The sequence below is a fragment of the Streptomyces sp. Root431 genome (assembly GCF_001426585.1).
Lineage (GTDB): Bacteria > Actinomycetota > Actinomycetes > Streptomycetales > Streptomycetaceae > Streptomyces > Streptomyces stackebrandtii.
Genome location: NZ_LMEI01000009.1, coordinates 911,816 through 925,627 on the forward strand (window position 1 = coordinate 911,816; position 13,812 = coordinate 925,627).

Consider the following 13,812-nt stretch of genomic DNA (forward strand, 5'->3'; position numbering starts at 1 on the left):
CTGCGCGACAGAGGTCACATCACGGGGCGAGAAGGGGCCGGGCGGGTCATCCGGCCTCGGGGTCGCCCTTGGTGTAGCTGAGCCGCTCGACCTGACCGGATTCGAACTTCTCTTCGACCTTCTTGCCGTTCACGTAGAGCTCGATGGCGCCGGCGTTGCCGAGGACCAGGTCGACGCGCTCGTCGTCCTGGAACGTCTTCGACTCGCCCTCCAGGAGGAGGCCGTCGAAGAGCAGGTTCCCGTCCTCGGCCTTGGCCGAGATCCAGCTCTTGCCGTCGACGGCGGTGAGCTTGACCGTGACCTTGTCCTGCGGGACCGCGGCGATCGCGCTCTCGCTGGGCTTCGGGGGCGCGGGCTTGACCGGCTTCGGCTTGGCGGCGGACGTCGCCTTCTCCGGCGCCGGGGCCGGACCGCCGTCGGCGGTCGTGGCGCCCTTGGGGGCCTCGTTCCCGTCGAACATCGTGAAGCCGACGAAGCCCACGACGGCGACGATCGCCGCGACCATCGCGGCGGTCCAGTTGGGCCGCCGCGGCTCGGGGCGGATACGTTCCGCCTCGAAGAGCGGGGCGGCGGGGGTGGGCGCGGGACGGCCGCCGTGATCGGCGTCGTACTGCTCGATCAGATCGGCCGGATCGATGCCGACGGCGCGCGCGAGGGTGCGGATGTGCCCGCGGGCGTAGACGTCTCCACCGCAGCGCGAGAAGTCGTCCTCCTCGATCGCTTGCACGATCGGGATCCGGACACGGGTGGAGGCACTGACCTCTTCGACGGTGAGACCGGCGGCGATACGGGCCTGCTGGAGAGCGCGACCGATCGAGTCCCGGTCGTCTGCCGGGAACGTCCGGTCGTCTTCGGGGGAGTTGCCGATGGACACGAGAGCGCCTTTCGAGCGTGTAGCCACCTGCTGGACGTTCAGTCTATGGGTGGTACGAAAGGGTGGGGCAACCGGGCGGGTGCTGTTTGTACGCCATGAGGCTGGGACATCCATCTGTCCCACCGTCCAACTTGACGTACGGCCAGGGGAAACGGTTGCCCCCGTTCCCTTACGAGTGAGTCTCGGCCCGGTCTCGATCGGGTACGCCGACGTCGACCCCGTACACCGACACCGCTCGCATACGCCGACCGGCACCGCTCGGACACGCCGACCGACGCCAACCGGGTACGCCGATCGCGTACCCGGTACTCCCTCCCCTACGCCCCCGACTCCCCCGACTCTCCCCGGATCACGGCGAGCACCCCGTCCAGCTCGTCGGGCTTCACCAGGACGTCCCGCGCCTTGGAGCCCTCGCTCGGTCCGACGATGTTCCGCGACTCCATCAGGTCCATCAGCCGGCCGGCCTTCGCGAAGCCGACGCGCAGCTTGCGCTGGAGCATCGACGTCGAGCCGAACTGCGTCGAGACGACCAGCTCGGCGGCCTGGCACAGCAGGTCGAGGTCGTCGCCGATGTCCTCGTCGATCTCCTTCTTCTGCCGGGTGCCGACGGTGACGTCCTCCCGGAAGACGGGCGTCATCTGGTCCTTGCAGTGCTGCACGACGGCCGCGACCTCGTGCTCGGTGACGAAGGCGCCCTGCATGCGGGTCGGCTTGTTCGCACCCATCGGCAGGAACAGACCGTCACCCTTTCCGATGAGCTTCTCGGCACCGGGCTGGTCCAGGATGACCCGGCTGTCGGCGAGCGACGAGGTGGCGAAGGCGAGCCGCGAGGGCACGTTCGCCTTGATGAGACCGGTGACGACGTCCACGGACGGCCGCTGCGTGGCGAGGACGAGATGGATGCCCGCGGCACGCGCCAACTGGGTGATGCGGACGATCGAGTCCTCGACGTCCCTCGGCGCGACCATCATCAGGTCGGCGAGCTCGTCGACGATGACCAGGAGGTACGGATACGGGTTGAGCTCCCGCTGGCTGCCCTCGGGCAGCTTGATCTTCCCGTCCCGGATGGCCTGGTTGAAGTCGTCGATGTGCCGGAAGCCGAAGGCGGCCAGGTCGTCGTAGCGGAGGTCCATCTCCTTCACCACCCACTGGAGGGCCTCGGCGGCCCGCTTGGGGTTGGTGATGATCGGCGTGATCAGGTGCGGGATGCCCTCGTAGGCGGTGAGCTCGACCCGCTTGGGGTCGACGAGCACCATCCGGACGTCCTCGGGGGTCGCTCTTATCATCACCGAGGTGATGAGGCAGTTGATGCAGGACGACTTGCCGGAGCCGGTGGCACCGGCGACCAGGATGTGCGGCATCTTCGCCAGGTTGGCCATCACGTAGCCGCCCTCGACGTCCTTGCCGAGCGCCACCAGCATCGGATGGTCGTCGCCCGCCGCGTCCGCGAGCCGCAGCACGTCCCCGAGGTTGACCATCTCGCGGTCGCTGTTCGGGATCTCGATGCCGACGGCGGACTTGCCGGGGATCGGCGAGATGATCCGGACGTCCGGCGAGGCCACCGCGTAGGCGATGTTCTTGGTCAGGGCCGTGATCTTCTCGACCTTCACGGCGGGGCCGAGCTCGACCTCGTACCGCGTGACCGTCGGACCGCGCGTGAAGCCGGTGACGGCCGCGTCGACCTTGAACTCCGTGAAGACGTTGGAGAGCGACTCCACGACGAGGTCGTTCGCGGCGCTGCGCGTCTTGCCCGGCCCGCCGCGCTCCAGCAGGTCCATGGACGGCAGCGAGTACGTGATGTCGCCGGAGAGCTGGAGCTGTTCGGCCCGCGGCGGCAGATCGGTCGGCTCGGGCGCCGGCTTCGTCAGGTCGGGTACGCCCCCGGTCCGCTGTTCGCCACCGCGCGCCGGCGGTACGGGCGCGGCCGGGGCCACGGGCCCGGAGGTCTCCGCGGCGGCGGCCAGGGCGGCCTCGCGCTCGGCGGTGACGTCCCTGGTCAGATCGGCCACGATCGGCGAGGGCGGCATGCCGTTGAGCACGGCGCCGTCGAGGGCGGCGGCCGCGGCCGCGGCGACGTCCACCGGGTCCAGGCCGTGATCGAAGGGGTCGGGCGCGGAGCTGCGCGGGGCGCGCCCGGCGCGCCGCTCGAGCAGCTCGGCCTCGGCCCGGTCCACGTCGTACGGCTCCGCGGGTCCGGTCGACCGGCGCCTGGCCGGGCGGGCGGTCCGCGGCGCGGCCTCGCGCCACTCCTCGTCGTACTGCTCGTATGCCTCGTGCCCCTCGGCCTCCGCCGGGTCGTCGGCGGGCTCGACGATGCCGAGCCGGGCGCCGAGGGCGCGCAGGCGCTGCGGGATGGCGTTGACGGGGGTGGCGGTGACGACGAGCAGGCCGAAGATCGTGAGCAGCACCAGCATCGGTACGGCGAGGACCTCGCCCATCATGAAGACGAGGGGCTGGGACGCGGCCCAGCCGATGAGGCCGCCCGCGTCCTGCATGGCCTCGGTGCCGTCGCCGCGGCCCGGTGAGCCGCAGGCGATGTGGACCTGGCCGAGGACGCCGATGACGAGGGCGGAGAGCCCGATCACGATCCGCCCGTTGGCCTCGGGCTTCTCGGGATAGAGGATCAGCCGGACGCCGATCGCGCCGAGGAGCAGCGGCACCAGCAGGTCGAGCCGGCCGAACGATCCGGTCACCAGCATCTCGACGAGGTCGCCGACCGGACCCCGCAGGTTCGACCAGGTGCCCGCGGCGACGATCAGCGCGACACCGAGCAGCAGCAGCGCGAGCCCGTCCTTGCGATGGGCGGGGTCAAGGCCCTTGGCGCCACGCCCTATCCCCCGGAACATCGCGCCCACCGCGTGGGCGAGGCCCAGCCAGACTCCGCGGGCGAGCCGGTAGACGCCCCCGGTGGGGGACGGTGCCGGCCGGGGCGGGGCCTTCTTCGCGGCGGTCTTCCGCGCGGGCGCGCGCTTGGCGGGCGCGGCCTTCTTGGCCGTCGCCTTCTTCGCGGCGGGTTTGGCGGGCGGCTTGGCCGCCGACTTCGCGGGCGCCGCCTTCTTGGCGGCGGCCGTCGTCCGGCCGGCGCGCGGCTTTGCGGCGCCCGCCGTGCCCTGAGAACCCTTGCCGGACGTACGTGAAGCCATGATGCTGAGGTTACCGGTGAGGGGACGGGCTGTCCGCTCTCACCCGCCGGTAAGCGGACGGGTGTCCGACTCACTCGATCGTGTCACCCGGGCCGGGGCGCGGAGCTGACGCCGGGTCACGGCGCGCCACCCCGAGTGACGGTACGTCAGGTCTGGGCGGGCAGCGTCGGCGCTGCGCCCGTCCCCGGCTCCAGGGCGTCCAAGGCGCGCCGCAGCCCCGTGAGCTTGCGCTCCAGGTGAGCGGCGGTGGCGACGGCCGCCGCGTCGGCCGAGTCGTCGTCGAGCTGCTTCGACAGCGCCTCCGCCTGCTCCTCGACGGCCGCGAGGCGCGCGGACAGCTCGGCGAGCAGCCCCGCGGACTCCTTGCCGTGACCGCCTTCGCCGCCGCCCTCCAACTGCAGCCGCAACAGGGCGGCCTGCTCGCGCAGCTTGCAGTTCTTCATGTAGAGCTCGACGAAGACCGAGACCTTGGCGCGCAGCACCCACGGGTCGAAGGGCTTCGAGATGTAGTCGACCGCCCCGGCCGCGTACCCCCGGAAGGTGTGGTGGGGGCCGTGATTGATGGCGGTGAGGAAGATGATCGGGATGTCCCGCGTCCGCTCGCGCCGCTTGATGTGCGCGGCCGTCTCGAAGCCGTCCATGCCCGGCATCTGCACGTCCAGCAGGATGACCGCGAAGTCGTCCGTCAGCAGCGCCTTGAGCGCTTCCTCCCCGGACGATGCCCGCACCAGCGTCTGATCGAGCGCGGAGAGAATGGCCTCCAGCGCCAGCAGATTCTCCGGCCGGTCATCGACCAGGAGGATCTTGGCCTTCTGCACCATGCCCCGTCCTCCTCGTCCCGGCAACGGCTCTCCCCGGCTCCCGTAACCGGGGGAAGCACCGGGCGCCGCCCCAGAAGACGACTCCCTAGCGCCGTCCGTCCTTGTGCCGGTCATCGTAGCCGCACCCCGCCCGTCGCCACACCCTGTCACCGCGATGTCACTGTGCACGTAGCAGAAACGCGGTGGGAGACCAGAAGGTTCCCCGTATCCCGCCCTCTCACACCCCGGTGGCGACAGTCCGTCAGCGGAGCCCGGGAGCCCGCGCGGCACACCGCGCGGACCCCCGGTCCGGAGTCACTCCCCCCGCATCCACTGCTCCATGACGGACAGCAGGTGGTCGGGGTCGACCGGCTTCGTCACGTAGTCCGACGCCCCCGACTCGATCGCCTTCTCCCGGTCGCCCTTCATGGCCTTCGCCGTCAGGGCGATGATCGGCAGCCCGGCGAACTGCGGCATCCGCCGGATCGCGGTCGTCGTCGCATACCCGTCCATCTCCGGCATCATGATGTCCATCAGCACGACCGTCACGTCGTCGTGCTGCTCCAGGACTTCGATGCCCTCGCGCCCGTTCTCCGCGTACAGCACCGCGAGCCCGTGCTGCTCCAGGACGCTCGTGAGCGCGAAGACGTTGCGGATGTCGTCGTCCACGATGAGCACCTTCTCGCCCGAGAAGCCGAAGGTACGCCGCGGCACGACCTCCGCCTCCGGCTCCACCCGGTCCGCGGCGCCCTGCTGACCGGCCTGCCCCGGCACCCCGGTCCGCGCCCCGGTCGCCTCCGCCGCGGCCTTCCTCCGGTGCCGGAACAGCGCCCCGGCCCCCGACCGCGCCTCGGTCCGTACGGGCGACGGCGGGAAGTGCGGGAACGCGTGCACGGCCCCCGACGCCCCCTCCTCGGCACCCTGCTGCGGATCCTCGGCGTCCTGCGCCCCCTGCCCGTACCCGTGCGACGGCAGCTCCGTCGGGCTCAGCGGCAGATAGAGCGTGAACGTCGAACCGCGGCCCGGCTCGCTCGCCGCGAAGATCTCGCCGCCGAGCAGCCGCGCGATCTCCCGGCTGATCGAAAGACCCAGACCCGTACCGCCGTACTTCCGGCTGGTCGTGCCGTCGGCCTGCTTGAACGCCTCGAAGATGACCCGCATCTTGCTCGCCGCGATCCCGATCCCGGTGTCCGTCACCGAGAACGCGATCAGATCGGCCTCCGGATCGCGCAGCGAACCGGCCTCCAGGAGCTGCTCGCGGATCGACTGCGGCACGTCCGCGTTGGCCGGCCGGATCACCAGCTCCACCGCGCCGGAGTCGGTGAACTTCACCGCGTTGGACAGCAGGTTGCGCAGCACCTGGAGCAGCCGCTGCTCGTCGGTGTGGAGCGTGGCCGGCAGCTCCGGCGAGACCCGCACCGAGAAGTCGAGCCCCTTCTCCGCCGTGAGCGGCCGGAAGGTGGCCTCCACGTAGTCGACGAGCTGGACCAGCGCGATCCGGGTCGGCGACACGTCCATCTTGCCCGCCTCGACCTTGGACAGGTCGAGGATGTCGTTGATCAGCTGGAGCAGGTCCGAACCGGCGCCGTGGATGGTCTCCGCGAACTCGACCTGCTTCGGCGTCAGATTGGTCTCCGCGTTGTCCGCGAGCAACTTGGCCAGGATCAGCAGCGAGTTGAGCGGCGTACGCAGCTCGTGCGACATGTTCGCGAGGAACTCGGACTTGTACCGCATGGAGACGGCGAGCTGTTCGGCACGCTCCTCCAGGACCTGCCGCGCCTCCTCGATCTCGGTGTTCTTCACCTCGATGTCGCGGTTCTGCCGGGCGAGCAGCTCGGCCTTCTCCTCCAGCTCCAGGTTCGAGCCCTGGAGCTCCTTCTGCCGGTGCTCCAGCTCCGCCGAGCGCTCCTTGAGCTGCTCCGTGAGCTCCTGCGACTGCTGGAGCAGCACCTCGGTCTTGGTGTTGACGCTGATGGTGTTGACGGTCGTCGCGATCAGCTCGGCGATCTGGTTGAGGAAGTCCCGCTGGATCTGCGCGAACGGCTGGAACGACGCGAGCTCGATCACCCCGAGGACCTTCCCCTCGAAGAGCACCGGCAGCACGATCACATGCGCCGGCGAGGCCTCCCCGAGCCCCGAGGAGATCTTCAGATAGCCCGGCGGCACGTTGACCTGGATGGTCCGCTTCTCCTCGGCGGCCGTCCCGATGAGCGTCTCCCCGGGCCGGAACGAGGTCGGCATGGAACCGGTGGAGTACCCGTAACTCCCGCGCATCCGCAGCTCGTACGCGCCGTCGCCCTCACCGACGAGTTCGGCGTCGCTGTGGGCGTGACCCGTCGGCATGGCCACGAAGAAGGCACCGTGCTGGGCCGAGACCACCGGCGTCAGCTCGCTCATGATGAGCGAGGCCACGTCGTCGAGGTCCCGACGGCCCTGCATGAGGCCGGAGATGCGGGCCAGGTTGCTCTTGAGCCAGTCCTGCTCATCGTTGGCGAGGGTGGTGTCGCGCAGGTTGGCGATCATCGTGTTGATGTTGTCCTGGAGCGCCTGGATCTCACCGGCCGCGTCCACACCGTCGATCTTGACGTTGAGGTCGCCGCGGGTCACCGCGGTGGCGACGGCCGCGATGGCCCGCACCTGCCGGGTCAGGTTCCCGGCCATCTCGTTCACGGACTCCGTGAGGTCGCTCCAGGTGCCCTCCACGTCCCGGACCCGGGCCTGGCCGCCGAGCTGCCCGTCGGTGCCCACCTCGCGGGCCACACGCGTGACCTCCTCGGCGAAGTTCGACAGCTGGTCGACCATCGTGTTGATGGTGTTCTTCAGCTCCTGGATCTCACCGCGCGCGTCGATGTCGATCTTCTTGGTGAGGTCGCCCTTGGCGATGGCGGTGGTGACGGCGGCGATCTGGCGCACCTGACCGGTCAGGTTGTCGGCCATCGAGTTCACCGACTCGGTCAGGTCCTTCCAGGTGCCGGAGACACCCGGCACCCGCGCCTGACCGCCCAGTTCGCCCTCCGTACCCACCTCACGGGCCACACGCGTGACCTCGTCCGCGAAGGACGAAAGGGTCGTCACCATCGTGTTGACGGTCTCGGCGAGCTCGGCGACCTCGCCCCGCGCCTCGACCGTCACCTTCTTCGTCAGGTCGCCGTTGGCGACGGCCGCCGAGACCCGGGAGATGTTCCGCACCTGACTCGTCAGGTTGTTGGCCATCAGGTTGACGTTGTCGCTGAGGTCCTTCCACGTACCGGTGACCCCACGCACCCGCGCCTGGCCGCCCAGAATGCCCTCCGTACCCACCTCACGGGCCACCCTCGTGACCTCGTCCGCGAAGTTCGACAGCTGGTCGACCATCGTGTTGACGGTCGTGACCAGCTCCAGGATCTCGCCCCGGGCGTCGACCGTGATCTTCTTGGAGAGGTCGCCCATGGCGACCGCCGTCGTGACCTCGGCGATGTTGCGCACCTGAATGGTCAGGTTGTTCGCCATGAAGTTCACCGACTGGGTGAGGTCCTTCCAGGTGCCGGAGACCCCCTGCACCTCGGCCTGACCGCCCAGGATCCCCTCGGTGCCCACCTCACGGGCCACCCGCGTCACCTGCTCGGCGAAGTTCGAGAGCTGGTCCACCATCGTGTTGAGGGTGTTCTTCAGCTCCAGGATCTCGCCCCGGGCGTCCACGTCGATCTTCTGCGACAGGTCACCGCGGGCGACCGCCGTGGCGACCTGCGCGATGTTACGGACCTGGGTCGTCAGGTTCCCGGCCATGCCGTTCACCGAGTCCGTCAGATCACGCCACACACCGGCGACACCGGGCACCTGCGCCTGCCCGCCGAGCCGTCCGTCCGTACCCACCTCACGGGCCACCCGCGTCACCTGGTCCGCGAAGGCGGAGAGCTGGTCGACCATCGTGTTGATGGTGTTCTTCAGCTCCAGGATCTCGCCCCGGGCGTCCACGTCGATCTTCTGCGACAGGTCACCGCGGGCGACGGCCGTCGTGACCTGGGCGATCTGCCGCACCTGCGACGTCAGGTTGCCGGCCATGAAGTTCACGGAGTCGGTGAGCTCGCGCCAGCGGCCGGAGACCCCGTCCACCCGCGCCTGCCCGCCGAGCCGGCCCTCGGTACCCACGTCCCGCGCCATCCGCGTCACCTGGTCCGCGAAGGACGAGAGCTGCGACACCATGGTGTTGACGGTGTTCTTCAGCTCCAGCATCTCGCCGGCGACGTCGACCGTGACCTTCTGCGACAGGTCACCATTGGCCACCGCCGTCGTGACCTGGGCGATGTCACGCACCTGACCGGTCAGGTTCCGGAAGGCCGTGTTCACCGAGTCGGTGAGGTCCTTCCATGTCCCCGCCGCGCCCGGCACCTCGGCCTGACCGCCGAGCAGACCCTCGACACCGACCTCCCGGGCCACCCGGGTCACCTCGGAACCGAAGGCCGACAGCTGGTCGACCATCGTGTTGACGGTGTTCTTCAGCTCCAGCATCTCGCCGGCGACGTCGACCGTGACCTTCTGCGACAGGTCACCGTTGGCCACCGCCGTCGTCACCTGCGCGATGTCCCGCACCTGCGTGGTGATGTTCCGGAAGACGGTGTTGACCGAGTCGGTGAGGTCCTTCCACGTCCCCGCCGCACCCGGCACCTGCGCCTGACCGCCGAGCAGACCCTGCGCACCGACCTCGCCCGACACCCGGGTCACCTCGTCGGCGAACGTCCGGAGCGTCTCGGTCATCTGGTTGATCGTGTCCGCGAGCTGCGCGATCTCGCCGCGCGCGGAGACCCGCACCTTCTGCGACAGATCGCCGTTGGCGACCGCGGTCGTCACCTCCGCGATCCCTCTCACCTGATTGGTGAGATTTCCCGCCATCGTGTTGACGGAATCGGTGAGGTCCTTCCAGACACCCGCGACGCCGGCCACCTCCGCCTGACCGCCGAGCTCGCCCTCCGTACCCACCTCACGGGCGACCCGGGTCACCTCCGAGGAGAACGACGACAGCTGGTCGACCATCCGGTTGACCGTGTTCTTCAGCTCCAGCATCTCGCCGGCCACGTTGGCCGTGACCTTCTGCGACAGATCGCCGTCCGCCACCGCGGTCGTCACCAGCGCGATGTCCCGCACCTGCGCGGTCAGCCGGTTCGCCATGGTGTTGACCGAGTCCGTGAGGTCCTTCCACGAACCGGACACCCCGCGCACCTGCGCCTGACCGCCCAGCTTGCCGTCCGTACCCACCTCGACGGCGACCCTCGTCACCTCGGACGCGAACACCGACAGCTGGTCGACGAGGTTGTTCGCGGTACGCGCGACCTTCAGGAACTCCCCGCGCAGCGGCCGTACGGCCCCGTCGGAACCCTCCGAACGCAGGTCCATCCGCTGATCGAGATCGCCCTCGGCCACCGCCGAAAGGACCCGTCCCACCTCGGACACCGGCCGCGCCAGATCGTCGACCAGCGCGTTCGCGGCCTCGATCGCCGCGGCCCACGCCCCCTCCGTGGCCCCCGCCTCGAGCCGCTCGGACAACTTGCCCTCACGCCCGACCACCCGCCGGACCCGCGAAAGCTCGCCCGTCACGTGCATCTGCCGGTCCGCGACCTCGTTGAACACGGCGGAGATCTCCGCCATGACCCCGTCACCGGAGACCGTCAGCCGTTTACGGAAATTCCCGTCCCGCATCGACACCAGCGCGGCCAGCAACCGCTCCAGCGCCGCCGCGTCCACCTGCACCGTCCCCCCACGGGAACGCCCGCCCCTCGCGCGCGTGCCGCTGCTGCCGCCACGCCGCGCCGCCGTGCCAGACTCCACCGTGTCCCTCCCGAAAGGGGTCGACCGTACGCTTCCGGCTCTCGCCGATAGCCTGCCCAGTGTTTCACCGCGACCGAACAAGGCGATAACAGTTCGGCAGCTTCGCACAGCGTCCCCGCCCTCGGTGGGCGGAAACTGTGACGACCGGCATCCGGGCGGACAGTGAAGGTAAGTAACCTGGCATCCGGCTGTCCAGCCACCCCGGTCCGCCCGGCGGGGGCGGTGTGGTGCGCGCACGACCACCGGGCAGTGGGAGGGGCATACCGAGCATGGCAGAGCCGGGCGTCGAAACGCGTACGAGGAGTGCTGTGATCACCGCGCGGGCGACTGCCAGCTTCGAGCCCGTCGGGCGGTCCGTCGCGGCCGCCCGCGCGTTCGTCAGGGACACCCTCCAAGGCTGGGGGCACTCCGAACTCGTCGACGACGCCGTCGTCCTGACCAGCGAGCTCGTCACCAACGCCGTGATCCACGCGGGCACCTCGGCCGAGGTCCTCTGCCTCCGCTCCGAGGACAGCATCCGCGTCGAGGTCGCCGACCGGTACCCCGAGCGCGAGATCCCCGTCCAGAGCGGCCGCACCCTGGGCAGCCCCGACCGCGAGAACGGCCGGGGCCTGCTGCTCTGCGCCGCCCTCGCCCACCGCTGGGGAGTCGACTACTCCCCCACCCGCAAGCACGTCTGGTTCCACCTCGACCTCCCCCAGCGCCCCGTGGGCACCCGCTCCGCCGGCCCCGTCCTCCCCGACGCCCTCCTCCCGGCCGCCGAGAGCCGCGTCCGCGTCGCCGTCGCCCAGATCGACCGCGGCGGAGCCGTCACCGCCTGGAACGAGGACGCCGCCGAGCTCTTCGGCTACGAGGCCGACCAGGTCATCGGCAAGCCCCTCGGCGACCTCGCCGCCTGGCCGCACACCCCCGGCATCGGCACCGGCCTCGCCGAGGCCCTGCGCCTCTCCCGCTGGGAGGGCAGCTACGGCATCCGCTGCGCCGACGGCCGCGTCGTCCCCGTCTACGCCTCACACCTCCGGGTCCGCGACACCCAGGGCGAACCCTCCACCGTCTGCCTCCTCGTACGGGAGCACGAGCGGGCCGTCCTCCAGACCCCGCAGCGCCCCGCCGCCGAACCGGGCTCCGAGAACCGCACCGCGGACCCCTTCGAGGTCTTCATCGGCTCCCCGGCCCCCGACGACCTCGACGGCCTCCTCCAGCGCACGGTCGAGCGCGCCCGCGACATGCTCGACGGCGACTCCGCCTTCCTCCTCCTCGCCACCGACGACGAGACCGAACTCGAAGTACGCGCGACCACCGGCCTCCCGGCCGCCCGTCAACGCTTCGCCCGCGTCCCCGTCGAGACCGGCGCGAGCCGCTACGGCTCCGCCCGCATGCCCGCGGTCCACGAGGACCTGGCAGCCGTCCCCGGCGCCGTCCCCCTCCTCGAAGGCACCGGCATGCGCTCGGTGGTCACCGTCCCCCTCAAGGTCGAGGGCCGGCTCACCGGCTCCCTGGGCGTGGCCGCCGAGTCCGCGAACCGCTACTCCAACGAGGAGGCCCTCCGCCTCCAGTTCGCCGCCGACCGCATCGCCCTCGCCGTCGAGTCCGCCCGCCTCGGCGAGCTCGAACGCCTCCGCCGCGGCTCCCTCAGCTTCCTCGTCGAAGCCTCCGACCTCCTCGCCGGCACCTTGGACCGCGACCAGACCCTGGCCCTGATGGCCCAGATGACGGTCCCCACCCTCGCCACCTGGTGCGCGGTCTACACGATCGCCGACCAGGCCTCCGACCCGTACCTCTCGTACGTGCTCCACGAGGACGAGGACCGCATCGACGGCCTCAAGGACCTGCTCTCCTCGATCGCCCCGCCCGACCCGGTGCCCACACCCGGCGCCCGCGTCTGGACGGCCCCCGGCGACGCCGCGCACCGAGCGGCGCTCAGCGCCTCGGTCCGCGCCCTCGACCACCCCACGAGCCCGCTCTCCTCCGGCATCGACACCACCCTGGCCACCGCGAGCACGGTCGCCGGCGAGACGGTCGTCCTGCCCCTGGTCGCCCGCAACCGGGTCATCGGGATGCTGACCCTGGGCCGCCCCTCCGAGGACCACTTCCGCCAGGAGATCCTGGAGCTCGCCGAGGACCTCTCGCGCCGAGCCGCCCTGGCCCTGGACAACGCCCGCCTCTACTCGGAGCGCGTGGCGATCAGCCAGTCCCTCCAGCGCAGCCTCCTCCCGCCCGGCCTCCCGGTGATCCCCGGCGTCGAAGTCGACGTCATCTACCGCGCGGCCGGCGAGGGCAACGAGGTCGGCGGCGACTTCTACGACCTCTTCCCCATCCGCGACGGCGCCTACGGCTTCGCCATCGGCGACGTCTGCGGTACGGGCCCGGAGGCCGCGGCCGTCACGGGCCTCGCCCGCCACGCCCTCCGCCTCCTGGCCCGCGAGGGCTTCGGCGGCCCGGCGGTCCTGGAGCGGCTCAACGCCGCGATCCTCGACGAGGGCGCCCGCAGCCGCTTCCTCACCCTCCTGTACGGCGAGATGCGCCCCCAGGAGGACGGCTCCGCGATCCTCAAGGTCGTCTGCGCCGGCCATCCGCTCCCCCTGCGCCTCCGCCCGGACGGCACGGTCCAGCCGGCGGCCGAGCCCCAGCCCCTCCTCGGCGTCATGGAGGACCTGGAGCTGTACGAGCAGACGATCACCCTCGACCCGGGCGATGTCCTCCTCTGCGTCACGGACGGCGTGACGGAGCGCCGTGAAGGCACCCGCATGCTGGGCGACGACGGCCTCGCCGAAGTCCTCAAGACGTGTACGGGCCTGACGGCCGGCGCGGTCGCCGCCCGTGTCCTCCGCGCGGTCGAGCGCTTCGCCCAGGCCCCCGCCTCCGACGACATGGCCATCCTGGCGATGCGCCTCCGAGAGCCCGACGACCGCTGATCCCCCAGGACGGCCCCGAAAGGGGCCGTCCTCCTCATCCCCGCCACGACAACGCAAAAAAGGCCCCGCCAATGGCGGGGCCTTTCTCTTTGGAGCCCTTTAACGGAATCGAACCGTTGACCTTCTCCTTACCATGGAGACGCTCTACCGACTGAGCTAAAAGGGCGGGTTGTTCGGCGGCGTCCTACTCTCCCACAGGGTCCCCCCTGCAGTACCATCGGCGCTGAAAGGCTTAGCTTCCGGGTTCGGAATGTAACCGGGCGTTTCCCTAACGCTAT

At 70.6% G+C, this 13,812-nt stretch carries 5 protein-coding genes, 1 tRNA gene and 1 rRNA gene; 1 reads left to right on the forward strand and 6 read right to left on the reverse strand.

Annotation, left to right across the window (positions count from 1 at the left end):
- Positions 1-46: 46 nt before the first annotated feature.
- From ASC82_RS17565 to ASC82_RS17580, 4 genes are all read right to left on the reverse strand, one after another.
- Positions 47-874 carry a helix-turn-helix domain-containing protein gene (locus ASC82_RS17565; protein ID WP_056648484.1) on the reverse strand — a complete coding sequence of 276 codons (828 nt, stop codon included), beginning with the start codon at positions 872-874 and terminating at the stop codon, positions 47-49.
- Between the two features lie 317 nt (positions 875-1,191).
- The gene (locus ASC82_RS17570) at positions 1,192-4,017 is read right to left on the reverse strand and encodes a DNA translocase FtsK (protein ID WP_056648486.1); all 2,826 of its coding nucleotides are present in this window, start codon (positions 4,015-4,017) and stop codon (positions 1,192-1,194) included.
- Between the two features lie 146 nt (positions 4,018-4,163).
- Entirely contained in the window at positions 4,164-4,838 is a 675-nt protein-coding gene (locus ASC82_RS17575; RefSeq protein WP_024758916.1) for a response regulator, read from the reverse strand.
- Positions 4,839-5,132: 294 nt separating this feature from the next.
- Positions 5,133-10,619: a HAMP domain-containing protein gene (locus ASC82_RS17580; RefSeq protein WP_199862550.1), complete on the reverse strand. Its 5,487-nt coding sequence runs from the start codon at positions 10,617-10,619 to the stop codon at positions 5,133-5,135.
- Between the two features lie 269 nt (positions 10,620-10,888).
- On the opposite strand from ASC82_RS17580, the gene ASC82_RS17585 reads away from it, so the two are divergent.
- Positions 10,889-13,534 (forward strand): SpoIIE family protein phosphatase, encoded by a 2,646-nt coding sequence (locus ASC82_RS17585; RefSeq protein ID WP_056648491.1) that lies wholly within the window; start codon positions 10,889-10,891, stop codon positions 13,532-13,534.
- 90 nt (positions 13,535-13,624) lie between these two features.
- On the opposite strand, the gene ASC82_RS17590 is transcribed toward ASC82_RS17585, so the two are convergent.
- Positions 13,625-13,700 (reverse strand) — tRNA-Thr (locus ASC82_RS17590).
- A 5-nt stretch (positions 13,701-13,705) separates the two neighbouring features.
- A 5S ribosomal RNA gene (rrf, locus tag ASC82_RS17595) occupies positions 13,706-13,812 on the reverse strand; the annotation flags it as partial.

Excerpts from the sequence above, each read along its gene's own strand:
- ASC82_RS17570 (WP_056648486.1), bottom strand. The coding sequence starts at position 4,017 with ATGGCTTCACGTACGTCCGGCAAGGGTTCTCAGGGCACGGCGGGCGCC.
- ASC82_RS17575 (WP_024758916.1), bottom strand. The coding sequence starts at position 4,838 with ATGGTGCAGAAGGCCAAGATCCTCCTGGTCGATGACCGGCCGGAGAAT.
- ASC82_RS17585 (WP_056648491.1), top strand. The coding sequence starts at position 10,889 with ATGGCAGAGCCGGGCGTCGAAACGCGTACGAGGAGTGCTGTGATCACC.